Source organism: Neptunomonas japonica JAMM 1380 (assembly GCF_016592555.1).
Lineage (GTDB): Bacteria > Pseudomonadota > Gammaproteobacteria > Pseudomonadales > Balneatricaceae > Neptunomonas > Neptunomonas japonica_A.
In genome coordinates this window covers 766,672-781,650 of the sequence record NZ_AP014546.1, presented here as the reverse complement: position 1 = coordinate 781,650, position 14,979 = coordinate 766,672, and the positions used below count along the sequence as shown (strand labels likewise).

Here is a 14,979-nt window from a genome sequence, read left to right as displayed (position 1 = left end):
ATCGACCAATATGGCTACTGCTTTAGAGTTTATTTTCAATTTCTTCTACAACTGCATTATGGTTCGAATACTTTATATAGCGGCCTGTGCAATGTATGCTTTAGTACAAAAGAACGAGGGATTAATAATGCTCAAAAAAATACAGCAAGTGCTTGATATAACAATAGAAATAAGCGAATTATCTTTACAAGAAGAGTGGCAAAAAGTTGAGCAGTTACAGCTCAACAGAGCTAAATTAATACAGCAGGCAGAGCTTCTTAACGCACCTAAAGACGAAAGCAGCTCACGCGATATAGAACGTTTGGTAATGGAAATACAAAAAATTGACGCCTTGATGATGCCTAAAATAACAGCGCAGATTCAGGCATTAGCAAACGAGCGAAAACAAGCGAGCAAAGGGGCAAAAATGACAAAAGCTTATCAGTCAACCTGATAAGCCTCTGTGTCATATTACATAAATAAAACCCGCAAGTAGTTAGCACCTAATATATAAGATGGCGCAACTACACTCAGTTGATGTAATTAAATAAAGACAATGATGATATTCGGCCAAACGTTGCCTGCGACGCCTCCAAAGTGACCTCTTGCAACTTAAACTGGCTGATCACCGATGCCAAATCAGCATCCTCAAGGCGCGATAACGCACTTTTAGTAAACAATTCAAAGTCCAAATTAGAGCCACTAATCTGCTCCAATGTTCCGAGGCGCGAGCCTAACGTTGTTCTTGCTTCGATATTGCGTTCAGCAACTTGTTTAAATTGATCAATCCCCTTAGCCACTGCCTCATTCAACACAGTGCGATCTTCATCAGAGAGAACCGGTTCAGCTAATACATCAGCAAGATCCATAGCCACATCTAAAATATTTTTCTTTTCAGACGATACTGTTAATACAATATCTCCAGATTCAGCTGCTGTCGGTTCATGGATAACTATATCCATCCCATGTACATTTACGCTAACAGGGTTGGTTGAAAAGTTGCCTGTAACCACATTATCGAACTGATCTTTAACTGCGTTTCCACCACTATCCAACACATCAAAGGTAAACACTCCAGAGGGTAGTGGAGCCGTCTCTGTTGTTCTCACTGTCAAATCACCCCAACCGGCCATTTGTGCAGCAGCAGTAAACCTTTCTTCTTCTGTTTCGTTTGCAAACGTAGCGCTATCAACAAAGGCACTGTTACTTGCAACAGAAGCGCCTGATAACGCAACACTCAACTCATCATCTACGGCTTCAAAAAGGTAGTTACCTGAATCGTTTGAAGGCATATACAGCGCTGCCCCTACTTGAATTTGGCGCTGCCCATCATCACCTTTATATTCATACCTATCGCCTTCTAATACATACGGCGTTGTTGCCCCTCGGCTACCGGCAAAAAGATACTCTCCTTGAGAATCTTTGGTATTCATCAAGCCTGCGACATAACCTGATAGCTGTTTCAATTCATTGGCTACGGCTTCACGCCCCTGATCATTGAGTGTTCCATTACCCGCTTGAAGGGTTATCTCACGCATTCTATCTGTGGCTATATTAATATCATCCAATATGGAATCTTCTAATTCCAAACGACGCTGGGTGACATTAATATTATCGTCGTACTTCTCATACTGCGCCAATTCGCGCTCTAGCTTAACCACCTGCGCTGCCGCTACTGGATCATCAGAAGGAGTTTGCAGTTTTTTGCCCGTCGATATCTGGTTCTGCAAGTCTGCCAGTTTAGATTGCGAGTTCTGCATCTGGTCTATCGATTTAAAATACTGTTGCTGGGTTGAAATACGCATAACTCAACCTCCTTCTTAAATACTACTCAACAAGGTGTCGAATAGTGTTTGTGATGTTTTTATCAGTTGTGCAGATGCTTGATACGCTTGCTGAAACTGTACCAACTTGGCTGCTTCTTCATCAAGGTTAACCCCCGACACACTGGATTTTGCACTGCTGGTTGAGTCCAACACCGCCTTGTTTGCTTCTACTGTAATACGTGATGTTGCCGTACGCGTACCAACACGCTCGACCAAACTACTGTAGAGGTCTTGGTAATTACCACCATTCAAGTTACTTTCTTGCTGCAAATTAGATAACCCCAACGCATTACGGTTATCAGATACGCCATTGTGATTAAAAGTGAAACTAAAACGATCACCTGCTTGCGGCTCATTACCTATTTCGACACTGTAACCATTGAGCGCTATCGTTGCCCCCTCCTCATATTCACTGGTACTCAAGGCTTGGGGGTCGGATGGATCACTCACATCGTAAACGGTGTACGTCATTTTTGGCGTGGGGTCAGCAACCGTCGGGGGAGCTGGCGCATTAAAGACTATCGACACAGGCGGTGTCAGTTCACTGCTATTAGACAAGCGTAACTTCTCTGGATCAGTCACAGCCACTGTAGCAACACCTGAACCATTATTATCACTGTCTGCTGTTACCCTAACAGGAGATGCTAGCGCAAGTTTTCTCGCATCGTTAAGTTTCAGTGATAGGTCTTCTGCACCTGTGCGCACCGGCTGAATAAGATAGGTATCTCCTTTAGCAAATCGAGTATCCGTGTTAAGGGTAACTTTCATACCATCAACTTGGAAAGACAATGTCTTTCCATCTGAGCCAAGGAAAAACTCGCCTTCTTCATCAACGGCTGCAACTGCCGCTTGTTTATACCCAGGATCAGCCGTCGTTAACAAAGGATCGTCAGGTGTAACCGCCGCCATCTGATTAACTCGGATTTGCTTGCCATCACTATTTCGAACCAAGGTAATACTATTATCACTATCGTATGTCAGCTCGTAATCAGACGCTTGCAGCTTGGATATATCTTTGATTTCAACACCACTGCCACCACTAAACTTTGACTGGTTATCTGACTTGGCAGTAAGGCGGCTGCTTTGCAAAGCGCTGCTATTTACATCACTGAATATATCGGCGCCCAACTGGTTATCAAGATCCATACCTGCACGATGCAGTGTATTCATACTTTCTGAAAAGCCAATTGCGATCCGACCCAGCTCATCACGCGCGTCATTTAGTGCTTCTTCCCGGTACTGGAGTAACCCTCCAATTCGGCCACCGCTCAATTCATCTGAAACGGTAACTTTGTTACCTGAAACGACAATTGCCAGTTCATTCTGAGAGCTATCTGGATCACCTTGCACCGACTGTATCTGACTGGCAGCAACACCTACTACCAAAGGCTGTCCGTTACCGATAAAAACACTAAACTGCTCGCCTTGCTCTATGACTTTAATACCCACAAGCTCAGATAACTGGTTCGTTAGCTCTTCTCGTTGGTCTTTCAGTTCATTAGCAGAATTACCGGATGAGGTAGCTATACGAATACTGGTATTGGTTTCAGCGATGCTTGTAGCCAGTGAGTTAATCTGGCTAGCCAAGTCATCAATTACACTGTTAATGGTGGTGCTTTGGCGATTGATATGTGCATCTAAATCATTAAAGCGTTTAACAAGCGCATCTGATTGTGCAACAAACAGCTCTCTGTTAGGAATTGAAACAGGGTCATCTACTACATTTTGCACTGCACTGAAATACTGATCCAACGCATTAGAGACACTGGTTGTTTCGGTCGCTAGGAGGTTATCTAACTCGCCAGACATGTTTGCATAGGTCGACGTCTGATTATAAGAGGACAAATCTGACCACAACTGCTGAGCCAGAAATTTATTAGTGATACGATCAATAGAATCAACCTGCACGCCGGTCTGATCTGGCAGTGTGGAAAAATTAGCAATCTGACGGCTATACCCAGGTGTATTTACATTGGATATATTTTGTCCAACCGTCGACAACGCCGCCTGATTAGACCTAAGCGCCTGATTACCTAAATTTAGCAAATTGAAACTAGACATCATTACCTCCTGAGCTTAGTGCCTTACCAGCAATACAAACCCATATTTATCTTTTTTATAGCGGCCAAACATCAACCTTCTTTAGGTGTGTTTAATTCCATCGCTAAAATTCGGTTTTCAAAAATCGTGGTTATTTTGTCTGCATAGGCGGGGTCTGTGGCATAGCCAGCCGCTTGTAGCTGCTGTAAATATTGACGAGGGCTAGCCACAGATTCCAACGCTTGCTGGTAGCGAGGGTTGCTTTTCAAGAAATCAGCATAATCTCGAAAGCTTTGCTCGTATGAATCGTAAGAGCGAAACTGAGCCTTCTCTTGTTGAGCCAAACCGTCACGATATTCTAGTGTGTTGACCTGAGCTCGATCTCCATCCCAGCGTTTATCTGCTTTAATATTGAATAGATTATTGCTACTTTCACCTGCACCATCCTTAATTATGTGCTTCCCCCAGCCTGTTTCTAATGCGGCTTGAGCAAGCAGCACTTTTGGGTCAACGCCTAATTCAGCGGCAACTCCTTCAGCTAAAGGCAACAGCGAGGAGACAAACTCTTCAGGCGATTCAAAATTTGCAGGCAAGGCAACAGCGGCTTTTGCGTTATTCAACTTATTTTCACTCGCTGCAAGTAACGCATCGATGGTTTCATTAATAGGTGTAATAGATGGCGGAGCTTCTGTTTTATCATTAGTTCGCACAAAATTTTGGCCTAATAACGCTGACGCCGCAGCACTGGCCCCTTGATCAAAAGCACGATTTAATAAACGCTCAGACTCCGATACAGGGCGCGCCTTATTATCATCGTCATCATCCATTCGCACATTTAACTGGTGGCTTAACTGCCTTGCTAACACATCCGCCAAACCAATTCCCTTACCCTGAGACATTTCTTGAGTCATCTGGTTATCCAGCATCCCCTGATAAAAACGTACATCACCACTGCTAAATGGATTATCTTCGCCGAAAGATGCATTAGCCTCACGCATGCTCTTCATTACCATGCTAAGAAACATCTGCTCAAACTGCTCAGCAACCTGCTTTAGCGCCTCAGGTGTATCAGTTTTTGCCTGATGCTTCAGCTTTTGCAAACTGTTCATATCAGCATAAAACTGAGGGTTATGATTTGGATCGTTGTTAATAGCCATATCAGATCACTATCAGTTCAGCTTTAAGAGCACCGGCCTGCTTTAAAGCTTCAAGAATGGCCATTAAATCACCCGGCGCCGCACCAACCTGGTTTACTGCTTCTATAATCTCTTGCAGTGATGTTCCTGGTGAAAACTCAAACATATGCCCCGAACCTTCATCGACCTCAATACCTGTACGAGGCGTAATGACTGTATCGCCACCCGCTAATGCATTTGGCTGATTCACATCGAAGTTCTCAGTAATTGCCACCGTTAAACCACCGTGGGTGATAGCAACAGGAGACACTCTGACATCCTGGCCAATTACGATGGTACCAGTGCGCGAATTAATAATTACTTTGGCAATCTCTTTTGCCGGTGTGATTTCTAAATTTTCTAGAACAGAAATAAACGAGACACGCTGTGAAGCATCCCTAGGCGCCCTCACGCGAATAGAAGTCGCATCAATCGCCGCGGCAGTATTAGTGCCCAACAAACCGTTTATTTCCTCAGACACTCGACGCGATGTCGTAAAGTCCGGATGATTAAGATTTAGCGTTAAACTATCACCATGTGCAAAGGCATTAGGTACAGTGCGCTCTACTGTTGCCCCATTAGGTATACGCCCTACGCTAGGTATATTCAAAGACAAACGGGAACCATCACGCCCCTCTGCACCAAACCCCGATACAACAAGATTACCTTGAGCCATTGCATAAATCTGACCGTCAGCACCTTTTAAAGGAGCCAACAATAAGCTACCACCGCGCAGGCTCTTTGAATCACCAATAGAGGATACGGTAAGGTCAATTGTTTGACCGGGTTTGGAGAACGGAGGCAGTTCAGCATGAATAGCAACCGCTGCAATATTTTTAGATTTTGGGTTAACGGTAGCAGGAATAGCTACACCAAAATTATTTAGCATATTTCTAAAGGTCTGCGATGTAAAACTGGCTTTATCCCCTGTACCATCAAGCCCCACGACCAAACCATAACCTACTAGCTGGTTGTTACGAACACCTGCAACTGAACTGATATCTTTAATGCGTTCTGCTAGTGCACCAGATGAAAACACCAGCCCAAGCAGCAATACAGATAACACTTTACTAAACATACTATTCACCATGTTCCAGTTCATTGCAGAAAACCTACACAAAAACAATATTAAAAAGGCCATAAAGGGCTAATGAAAAACTTACTCAACCAGCCCATCGTATTAGTATCATGCACACCACCCGTTCCACTGTACCCTATCCTGGCATCGGCTAACTTGGTGGAGGATATCGTATTATCAGAGGCAATATCCTGAGGCCGCACCAAACCACTGATCTGAATATACTCATCACCCTGGTTAAGCTGCAGCCATTTTTCTCCGCGCACCGAAAGCACGCCATTAGGTAACACTTCATGAACAGTCACAGTAATATCACCACTAAGACTGTTGCTCATATCTGACTTGCCTTCACCTTCAAACGTGTTTGTTGAAGCACCTGAAGAAGCACTAACTGGTGCACCGAAAACAGATAACGGATTCCCTAAGATAGTAGGCTGTGGAAGTGATAATGTACTGCTCTTATCCGCCGTTGTTTTCGCCGTCTTGGAAGACTGAGTCTTTTCACTTAATACAATAGTGATAATGTCTCCAACCCTATGCGCTCGGCCGTCACTGTAGATATCAATATTGGTAGCCGCATTAAAAATAGAACCATTCACTGGCCTTGGCTGCTGTAATTGCTGCGGGGCCACTGGCGCATAATAAGGGCGATCTGGCTTTACTGGCTTATTAACACAACCAACCATAAACGCAGATACGATGGTAACTAGCACAAAGCGTTTCATTCTTATTTTCCATGCTTTCATTTTTATAGACTTCACACACACAAAAACATCAGCTAATTACAGCTGCTGCGAAACATAAGAGAGCATTTCATCGGCAGTAGAAATCACTTTAGAGTTAATCTCATAAGCACGCTGTGTCGTGATCATATTCACCAGTTCTTCTACAGAGTTCACGTTCGACCCCTCCAGCATTCCTTGGCGCAGAATTCCGGTACCCGCTTCGCCCGGTACTGCTATTTGAGGCGCACCACTTGCTGCTGTTTCAATAAATAAGTTTTGCCCGATTGCCTGCAAACCTGCTGGGTTCACAAAATCTGCTATTTCTAGCTGGGCAAGCTGGACTGGCGTAGCACTTCCTGCAACGACAGCCGTCACTGTTCCATCAACACCTACAGTAAAGGTCTGTACTTCAGCTGGTAACGTAATCGCAGGCTCAACTAAATAACCCTCTGTAGTTACCAGTTCATTATCAGCATTAACATGAAACTGGCCATTACGCGTATAACCAAGTTCTCCACTAGGCATGGTTACTTGAAAAAAGCCTCGTCCATTAATAGCGACATCAAACGGCTCTTCGGATACCTGCATTTCGCCTGTTTGAAATAGTTTTTGCGTACCTACGACACGCACACCATTACCTAGCTGCAACCCTGTTGGTAGCTGAGTACCTTCAGATGAATCGGCACCTGGCTGGCGTTGCACTTGATAAAGTAGATCTTCAAAAACAGCACGGTCTTTCTTAAAACCAACCGTACTGACGTTTGCCAAGTTATTAGAGATAACTTTCAGCTGAGTATCCTGTGCTGACAAACCTGTTTTAGCGACAAAAAGTGCACCGTGCATTGCTATCTCCTAATACTGCTAACTTAACTGAAGAATTTTTGCCGCAGCTGTAGAGTTATCTTCTGCGGTTTTCATCATTTTTATGTTCATTTCAAACTGTCGTGACAAGCTAATAATACTGGTTAGCTCATTGACAGCATTTACATTACTGGACTCTAAATAGCCTGAACGCAGCTTAAGCGCTAAGTCTGGTGGCTGAGGAAGGCCATCATCTACATGCATCAAACCATCTACACCTTTATAGATAGATTGTTCATCAAGTTTCACTAGCTTAATACGGTCAACGACAGCCAACTCAGCGGCGGCTTCTCCTAATGGGCGGATAGTAATAGTGCCATCTGAACCAATATCAACTTTCTCGGCAGCAGGAATAGCGATCGGGATGCCGCCATTACCCATTACCGGCAAACCACTGCCCGTTACGAGCTGATTAGCGGCATTGAGCTGCAGCTCGCCTGATCGGGTATAGGCCTCTTTGCCATCGGCCCCAATAACGGCTAACCAACCACCTCCATCGATAGCAACATCGAGTGTTCGCCCTGTTTGAATGAAAGTCCCTGTTGTTGTATCGGTTGCCGGTCTTTCCGTCATTGCATAAACACGTGTAGGCAAGCCTTCGCCAAACACTTGCATTGAGCGGGCTTGAGCCAAATCTGTCTTAAAACCAGTCGTGCTCACGTTAGCCAAATTGTTAGCATGAGCTTGTTGTGCAAGCATATTTTCTCGTGCACCGCTCATCGCTATAAAAACAACTTTATCCATAACTTCATCCGGAATTTTGTGGTTGCCGTACCTATTCGATATATTGTTAAATGCAAACTACATGCCAAAAAAAAGAGCCGCATAAGCGGCTCTTTTTAACAAGCAAAATAACGTAGAAATTAGATCTGCAAAATCGACTGCGTTACCGTATTCAAAGTTTCAAGTGTTTTAGAGTTTGCTTGAAAGTTACGCTGCGCTTCAATCAATTTCACAAGCTCTGCAGATAAATCAACATTGGACTGCTCTAAAGCAGCAGAGCGAAGCAAACCATTCAAACCAGTTCCCGGAGGATTCATTAAAGCGCCACCAGATGCCAATGTTGCCGACCACTCAGTATCACCACTTGGTTGCAAACCTGCCTGATTTTCAAAAGATGCGATAGCAACCACACCAATTTTAAGCTCTTCACCATTACTAAAAGCCGCAATCATATCGCCCGTTCCACTGAACGAAACACCAATAAGATCACCCTTTGGATAACCATCTTGATCTGAGGCTTTTATAATAGAGTCAGATGCAAACTGTGTAGAACCAGCTAAATTCAATGTAATTACATTATTTGGGTTAGCTGGATCAGCTCCTTTAATTAACAGATCAGGCACGGCTGCACCCGTACGTACTTCTTCGCCATTAACCGATGAAAGAATACCACTGGTTGGGTCAAATTTAATCAGAATAGGACCTGGCTCAGTAGCCGACCCATTACCTGGATCATTTGCTTTACCCAAATCAAGCGCTTCATCACCATTTAGATATGCATAAACACGATAGACGCCATCATAAGAGTTATCACCCGGCTCAGTAAAGTGCGCATCTAAAGCACCACCAGCAACACTATCAGCGGCAAACAGTTGCGAGACATTGTCATCAAAAACACCTACAGAAACAGAGTTCAAAGAGCCCGGGGTTACTTCTGGTTTATACTCAACACGTAATGCACCATTGGTACCCTGATCAGCATCCCAGCTTACTGACTGAATAAGCGGGTTCGCTTCAATGATATCTGACTCACGATCACGAATCGCTAAAGCAACCAGCTCAGCACTCATGCCTCCAGTCCCAGTAGAGATATCTATATCTACACCAGCAATTTTAATATTGAATGTATTGGTTGGGAAATTGGCGGCATTAAACTCGAAGTATTGTTTCTCATTACTCGAAACAAAACCTGTCGTATCCGTTGCAGTAGGAACTAATGAAGCAGGCGTCGCCGCATTATCAGTCACAACTAAGTCACCAAACTCAAGCGAATCTGCACGAGTAATAATTTTCAGCTCACCAGAACCCGCCCCATCAGGGTAATACTCAACAGCAAAAATCCTTGGGTCTGTTTCTTGAAGATCTTTAAGAACTGGGTCCTGAAGTCTCCAAATTTCTTGGTTATTTCCCGTAGGACCTTTTGCCGTCGTCGTAACTTGAGCAAAACCCGCTGCTGCGGTTGGCACCCCTACTGCCAAAGCCACTGTTATCGCCGGAGCACCTGAAATCAGCACATCACTAGCAGGGGCCGTTATATATTTTTTATACTCTTGTTCGGGACGCTGCTCAACCATATTGTATTTTACGGTATGCTCGTTACCTAAACTATCAAACGTACGCACTGTTGTACTGTAGGTGTAAGAGCCTGCTTTATCTTTATCATAATTCGGCAAAAGTGTTGTTGAGTCTTCACGATCATCAATATTGAAAGCAAGATCCATGTCGCTGGTTGCTTTGGGTGGGTACTCTTTTTGAGTTACTGCCAAATCACCTATGGGCAAGCGATTTTCTTTATCGTCCAGCCCGTATCCCTGCAAACGCTTACCATCTTTAGAAACGACATAGCCTTCTTTATCAAGTTCAAAGGCACCAGCACGCGAATAAGTTATACCGCCTTGCTGATCATCTAACTGAAAGAAGCCAGAGCCATTAATCGCCAAATCAAGATTATTGTTGGTAAACTCTAGCGTACCAGAGCTAAAGTCCTGCGCGATATTCGATACAGTGACACCTGACCCTGGGGTATTACTACTTCCCGAGCCCACAACAGATGCAGTATAGATATCACCAAACTCTGTTCTGGATGACTTATAACCTACTGTACTAGAGTTCGCTATATTATTACCTGCGACATCAAGCATGGTCGATGATGCTTTTAATCCTGTAACCGCGATATTAAAACCCGCCATGACTATTTCCCCTCATTAACCTATTTGCTTGATGTCACTCATATTCACTGTTCCGGCACCTGTATTCACTTTCATACCAATACCGTTTTGCCCCAAGGTAACACTGTCAACTCGATGGCCAATATAGCTTTCGGTAGGCTTATAAACGCCTTCCGAATCTGTCGCTTCCACCACGACTTTGTACTCACTTTGAGGGTCTCTATTTCCCACATTCCAACCGAAGTTATGATCACCCGCTGCTACAGACTTCATCTCCCAAGTATCTACAACATCTCCTACCGAATCGTAAACCGAGACCCGCACGCCCTTGGCGCTTTCAGGAAGCGTGTACACACCTTCGATAATGCCCCGACTATCTAGCATCGCCTTATCGGTTTTCACAAAAGCTGTTTGTCCTACCATTGACGATGCTTGTAAAGCCGCCTGACTGGTTAACAAAGCACTGCTCATATCAGACATCGTAGTATTGAGGTTATTAATACTCTCAACAGAGCTCATGTTTGAAATTTGCTGCATAAAGTCAGCAGTATCAGCAGGGCTGGTAGGATCCTGATTTTTCAACTGAGCAATCATCAGCTTCATGAACATATCGCTATCTGTTTCAGACTGCGATTTGGCTGTAGATGATGCTTGATTACTTTTGTTTATTTGCTCATAAACCGACGTTGCATTTACACCGTTGATATCAGCCATATCATGACCTCAACTCTTTAATTGCGGCCAAAACTCACTTGACCAGGTTAGTATTTGTTTAGCCGCTCACTGCCCCAATGTCAGAGCTCGTTGCACCATCTGTTTTGCGGTATTCATAATTTCGGCGTTAATTTGAAACGATCTAGAGGCTGAAATCATATCTGCCATCTCTTCAACTACATTAACATTAGGGTAATGTACGTAGCCTTTTTCATCAGCCAAAGGGTGACTTGGCTCATACGCCGTACGAAGCGGAGCCTGACTCTCAACGATGCCTGCCACATGCACTCCCTGGCCAGGAACCAACCCAGTATCGGTATCAGTCACCTGCTCAAGTGAAGGCGCTTGCAATTCAAAAACAGGCTTACGTGCTCGATAAGTTTCACCAACACTGGAGCTCACACTATCGGCATTAGCCATGTTACTCGCTGTTGTGTTCAGACGAATGGTCTGAGCACTCATCGCTGAACCCGCTATATTAAATATATTTGCCAATGACATGATTAATTACCCTTGATAGCGCTAGATAGGCCTTTAAATTTGCGATTTATAAAATCAAACGATGCTTGGTAGCCTAAAGCGTTTTCTGTATAACGAGCCATCTCCTCCTGAACATCAACTGTATTTCCATCAACAGATGGCTGAGTCGGTGTACGAAATAATAACTCGGCAGCATAATCCGGATGAATGACGGCATCTTGATGCGTTGCATTGGTATTAACCATTTTCAGAGGTGCTTGATTCTGCTGAGCACCTTGAACACCTTGCAGCACACTTTTAAAGTCGATATCACGTGCTTGGAAGTTTGGCGTATCGGCATTGGCAATATTATTAGCAATCACTTCTGCACGCTTTGAGCGCAGCCCAATTGCGTCTTCATGTATTCCTAATGCTTTATCAAAACTAATCGCCATACGTCACCTCTCACTGTGTAGAGAGAATAAAGCAATCTCTATGCCAAACAGCAGAAAGCGCCACAGAGCCATGAAATACGGGGGGAGTTAAAGGTATATTTTTGACAGACATAAAAAAGCGGCACTTGATTGCCGCTTTTCTTTGCCGCTATGAAGCTAAATAGCTTGGTAAATAATACCCGGGCGGCAATGAATCATTTTGTAACAGTCAGACAAACCAGGTAGAGATTCAGATGCACCTAATAATAGGTAACCACCAGGGTTAAGCTGCTTATGCATTTTTCTTAGTATTTCCGTTTTCACTTCTAAAGAGAAGTAGATCATTACATTACGACAGAAAATAACATCGAATTGCCCTAACCCTGTATATTGACCTAGTAAATTAATACTTTGAAAACGCACCCTTGATTTAATATCAGAATTGATAGTCCACGAACCACTGGAATTCGCTTTAAAGTGCTTCTGCAAACGGCTCTGCTCTAAGCCTCGGCCTAACGCCAACATCTCATATTCACCAGAGCGAGCTTGCTGAAGCACACTGGTAGAAATATCCGTCGCTACTATCTCTTCCCCCGCCACAAAAGAGCCAGGGTTTGCACGCTTATATTCATCAATGACCATACTCATAGAATATGGCTCTTGTCCGGAAGAACAAGCAGCCGACCAAATACGTATCTTTTGACGACCTTTTTTCTCTTTTATTTCTGGAAGCAACTTATTCTTTAAAATATCGTAAGGATGTATATCACGAAACCATAAGGTTTCATTAGTAGTCATCGCATCAATAACTTTATCTTTAAGCTGACTTCCTCCGGGCCTCTCAAGCTGCTTAACAAGACAGTTCAAATTATTGAGCGAACATTCCTGCATTATTTTACCTAAGCGGCTTTTCACAAGATACTGCTTATGCTCTGCTAGTAAAATTCCACAGCTTTTTTCCAGAAAACGGCTAAAAATAGTAAATTCTTCCGGCGTTATTCTGAAGGCGTCAACACGCTCATTCATAGCGATGATTCCATTCTAGAGTCGCTGCTCAAGTTTCTTAATGCGATCAATAACTACACTCGCCAAATCATCAGGATTAAACTTAGCCAAAAAGCCATCCGCTCCCACTTTCTTCACCATGGAAACATTGAACCCTCCACTTAGTGAAGAATGAAGCACAATGTGCATTTTATCCATGCGAGGGTCTTCTCTAATCATTGCCGCCAATGTGTAGCCATCCATCTCTGGCATTTCGATATCCGAAATAACCATCAAGAAAAGTTCAGTAACATCATTTCCATTTTCGGACAGCTTATTCAACATATCCCATGCAATTTTTCCGTTATTACATGTTGTAACCTTAACACCGAGATCTTCAAGGCTACGCTGCATCTGATTACGTGCCACACTCGAATCATCAACGCACAAGATTTGATACTCTTTTGCCTTGCTTTTCATCTCTTGAGTAGCAATTTCTTCACTGACATTAGTATGCATCGGGTACAAATCAGCCAAGATCTGCTCAACATCTAAGATCTCTATAAGCCTATCTTCATACTCAAACACGGCTGTCAGATAGTTTTCCACCCCAATTTCTGCGGGAGGCGCCATAATTTGATCCCAATGAGTATTCAAAATACGGTCCACCTTCCTTACGAGAAAAGCCAATGTACGCGTATTATATTCAGCAACTATCAAGAAGCATTGCTGATGCTCATCCTTAGGGATACCAGAACGGCCTACTGCTTCAGAAAGATCCAAGACGGGAATGGTTTCACCACGTATATGTGCCATCCCTTTAACTGAAGTTGTTTGCCGCGGAACTTCTGTCAATTTGGGACATTGCAGTACTTCGCGTACTTTAAACACATTGATTCCGTATACTTGATCGGTTTCAAGTGCAAACAATAAAAGCTCTAAACGGTTCTGCCCAACCATCTGGGTACGCAGGTTTACAGTATCTAGAATACCTGACATGATCTACACCAAATCTATTGTCACTATAAAAGCGACACCACGACATCCATCCTGTTCTGAATCAGGAGCCACCGTGAGTTATTTTCGAATAATGCCTGCTATCGGCACTCTCAGCATTTTATTAAGTACTTTTCTATTCTCTACGCACTGCGTAGCAGAACCTTTACAAAGCATTGTAGAGAAACATCTTTACGAGCACTTTTCCGCAAAAAATCCTCAATCTGATATTAATATAGTCGTAAACCCAATTAATGATCGTACAAATTTAAAAAAATGTACAAATTTTGATATTCCCACCCCCTCTACTCTCCCTTCAGGTGGCCGATTGTCTATGCGCGTTCGCTGCCACGCACCTAAAAAGTGGGCTGTTCATGTCATGGCTAAAGTAAATATATTTTCCCTGGTCGCAACGGCAAGACACCCCATATTGAAAGATTCAGCCATTGGGGCAAATGATTTATCATTTGTACGAAAAAATACCAGTCTGATTAACCAAAGCTTCTTTACTGCCCCTGATCAACTTATAAGTCTGACTGCCCGCCGGAATATTCCTACAGGCACATTATTAACAGCTAACATGTTGCTTATTCCAAAACTGGTTGAGCGTAACGATACCGTTATTATTGAAGCTATAATCGGTTCACTATCAGTAAGAACACAAGGCACGGCACTTGAGAGCGGTAAAAAGGGCGAACAAATAAGAATTCTCAATAACAAATCACAAAAAGTTATCCGCGCCTATGTAAAAAGCAGAGGAGTAGTGTCCGTCTCTCGGTAGCTATTTCAAGGTAAATGTTTATAATTGCTACATATT

General features: G+C 43.5%; 15 protein-coding genes. 2 read left to right on the top strand and 13 right to left on the bottom strand.

Annotated elements, in window-relative coordinates; genetic code table 11:
• Nucleotides 1-127: 127 nt before the first annotated feature.
• The gene (gene fliT / locus NEJAP_RS03560; RefSeq protein WP_201349329.1) at nucleotides 128-433 is read left to right on the top strand and encodes a flagellar protein FliT; all 306 of its coding nucleotides are present in this window, start codon (nucleotides 128-130) and stop codon (nucleotides 431-433) included.
• Between the two features lie 76 nt (nucleotides 434-509).
• Here fliT and flgL read toward each other — a convergent pair whose 3' ends face one another.
• From flgL to NEJAP_RS03495, 13 genes are all read right to left on the bottom strand, one after another.
• Nucleotides 510-1,784 (bottom strand): flagellar hook-associated protein FlgL, encoded by a 1,275-nt coding sequence (flgL, locus tag NEJAP_RS03555; RefSeq protein WP_201349328.1) that lies wholly within the window; start codon nucleotides 1,782-1,784, stop codon nucleotides 510-512.
• Between the two features lie 15 nt (nucleotides 1,785-1,799).
• A complete protein-coding gene (gene flgK, locus NEJAP_RS03550) occupies nucleotides 1,800-3,866 on the bottom strand; it encodes a flagellar hook-associated protein FlgK (protein ID WP_201349327.1) in 2,067 nt (688 codons plus the stop codon).
• 71 nt (nucleotides 3,867-3,937) lie between these two features.
• The gene (gene flgJ, locus NEJAP_RS03545) at nucleotides 3,938-5,002 is read right to left on the bottom strand and encodes a flagellar assembly peptidoglycan hydrolase FlgJ (RefSeq protein ID WP_201349326.1); all 1,065 of its coding nucleotides are present in this window, start codon (nucleotides 5,000-5,002) and stop codon (nucleotides 3,938-3,940) included.
• 1 nt (nucleotide 5,003) lies between these two features.
• Nucleotides 5,004-6,098, bottom strand: coding sequence for a flagellar basal body P-ring protein FlgI (locus NEJAP_RS03540; RefSeq protein WP_236591050.1), 1,095 nt, complete (start codon nucleotides 6,096-6,098; stop codon nucleotides 5,004-5,006).
• Nucleotides 6,099-6,148: 50 nt separating this feature from the next.
• Nucleotides 6,149-6,823, bottom strand: a complete 675-nt coding sequence (gene flgH / locus NEJAP_RS03535) for a flagellar basal body L-ring protein FlgH (RefSeq protein WP_201349325.1) — start codon at nucleotides 6,821-6,823, stop codon at nucleotides 6,149-6,151.
• Nucleotides 6,824-6,880: 57 nt separating this feature from the next.
• Nucleotides 6,881-7,666: a flagellar basal-body rod protein FlgG gene (flgG, locus tag NEJAP_RS03530; protein ID WP_201349324.1), complete on the bottom strand. Its 786-nt coding sequence runs from the start codon at nucleotides 7,664-7,666 to the stop codon at nucleotides 6,881-6,883.
• 18 nt (nucleotides 7,667-7,684) lie between these two features.
• A complete protein-coding gene (locus NEJAP_RS03525) occupies nucleotides 7,685-8,428 on the bottom strand; it encodes a flagellar basal body rod protein FlgF (RefSeq protein WP_201349323.1) in 744 nt (247 codons plus the stop codon).
• Between the two features lie 119 nt (nucleotides 8,429-8,547).
• Nucleotides 8,548-10,596, bottom strand: coding sequence for a flagellar hook-basal body complex protein (locus tag NEJAP_RS03520; protein ID WP_201349322.1), 2,049 nt, complete (start codon nucleotides 10,594-10,596; stop codon nucleotides 8,548-8,550).
• Nucleotides 10,597-10,611: 15 nt separating this feature from the next.
• Entirely contained in the window at nucleotides 10,612-11,289 is a 678-nt protein-coding gene (locus tag NEJAP_RS03515; RefSeq protein ID WP_201349321.1) for a flagellar hook assembly protein FlgD, read from the bottom strand.
• 66 nt (nucleotides 11,290-11,355) lie between these two features.
• Nucleotides 11,356-11,790 (bottom strand): flagellar basal body rod protein FlgC, encoded by a 435-nt coding sequence (gene flgC, locus NEJAP_RS03510; protein ID WP_201349320.1) that lies wholly within the window; start codon nucleotides 11,788-11,790, stop codon nucleotides 11,356-11,358.
• Nucleotides 11,791-11,792: 2 nt separating this feature from the next.
• Complete coding sequence (gene flgB / locus NEJAP_RS03505) at nucleotides 11,793-12,203, bottom strand: flagellar basal body rod protein FlgB (protein WP_201349319.1); 411 nt, start codon at nucleotides 12,201-12,203, stop codon at nucleotides 11,793-11,795.
• Between the two features lie 156 nt (nucleotides 12,204-12,359).
• On the bottom strand, nucleotides 12,360-13,208 hold the full coding sequence (locus NEJAP_RS03500) for a CheR family methyltransferase (protein ID WP_201349318.1): 849 nt from the start codon (nucleotides 13,206-13,208) through the stop codon (nucleotides 12,360-12,362).
• Nucleotides 13,209-13,223: 15 nt separating this feature from the next.
• On the bottom strand, nucleotides 13,224-14,165 hold the full coding sequence (locus tag NEJAP_RS03495; RefSeq protein ID WP_201349317.1) for a chemotaxis protein CheV: 942 nt from the start codon (nucleotides 14,163-14,165) through the stop codon (nucleotides 13,224-13,226).
• 73 nt (nucleotides 14,166-14,238) lie between these two features.
• Between NEJAP_RS03495 and flgA the strand changes: the two genes are divergently transcribed.
• Nucleotides 14,239-14,943 (top strand): flagellar basal body P-ring formation chaperone FlgA, encoded by a 705-nt coding sequence (flgA, locus tag NEJAP_RS03490; protein ID WP_201349316.1) that lies wholly within the window; start codon nucleotides 14,239-14,241, stop codon nucleotides 14,941-14,943.
• Nucleotides 14,944-14,979: the final 36 nt, after the last annotated feature.

Excerpts from the sequence above, each read along its gene's own strand:
- fliT (WP_201349329.1), top strand. The coding sequence starts at position 128 with ATGCTCAAAAAAATACAGCAAGTGCTTGATATAACAATAGAAATAAGC.
- flgL (WP_201349328.1), bottom strand. The coding sequence starts at position 1,784 with ATGCGTATTTCAACCCAGCAACAGTATTTTAAATCGATAGACCAGATG.
- flgK (WP_201349327.1), bottom strand. The coding sequence starts at position 3,866 with ATGTCTAGTTTCAATTTGCTAAATTTAGGTAATCAGGCGCTTAGGTCT.
- flgJ (WP_201349326.1), bottom strand. The coding sequence starts at position 5,002 with ATGGCTATTAACAACGATCCAAATCATAACCCTCAGTTTTATGCTGAT.
- NEJAP_RS03540 (WP_236591050.1), bottom strand. The coding sequence starts at position 6,098 with ATGTTTAGTAAAGTGTTATCTGTATTGCTGCTTGGGCTGGTGTTTTCA.
- flgH (WP_201349325.1), bottom strand. The coding sequence starts at position 6,823 with ATGAAACGCTTTGTGCTAGTTACCATCGTATCTGCGTTTATGGTTGGT.
- flgG (WP_201349324.1), bottom strand. The coding sequence starts at position 7,666 with ATGCACGGTGCACTTTTTGTCGCTAAAACAGGTTTGTCAGCACAGGAT.
- NEJAP_RS03525 (WP_201349323.1), bottom strand. The coding sequence starts at position 8,428 with ATGGATAAAGTTGTTTTTATAGCGATGAGCGGTGCACGAGAAAATATG.
- NEJAP_RS03520 (WP_201349322.1), bottom strand. The coding sequence starts at position 10,596 with ATGGCGGGTTTTAATATCGCGGTTACAGGATTAAAAGCATCATCGACC.
- NEJAP_RS03515 (WP_201349321.1), bottom strand. The coding sequence starts at position 11,289 with ATGGCTGATATCAACGGTGTAAATGCAACGTCGGTTTATGAGCAAATA.
- flgC (WP_201349320.1), bottom strand. The coding sequence starts at position 11,790 with ATGTCATTGGCAAATATATTTAATATAGCGGGTTCAGCGATGAGTGCT.
- flgB (WP_201349319.1), bottom strand. The coding sequence starts at position 12,203 with ATGGCGATTAGTTTTGATAAAGCATTAGGAATACATGAAGACGCAATT.
- NEJAP_RS03500 (WP_201349318.1), bottom strand. The coding sequence starts at position 13,208 with ATGAATGAGCGTGTTGACGCCTTCAGAATAACGCCGGAAGAATTTACT.
- NEJAP_RS03495 (WP_201349317.1), bottom strand. The coding sequence starts at position 14,165 with ATGTCAGGTATTCTAGATACTGTAAACCTGCGTACCCAGATGGTTGGG.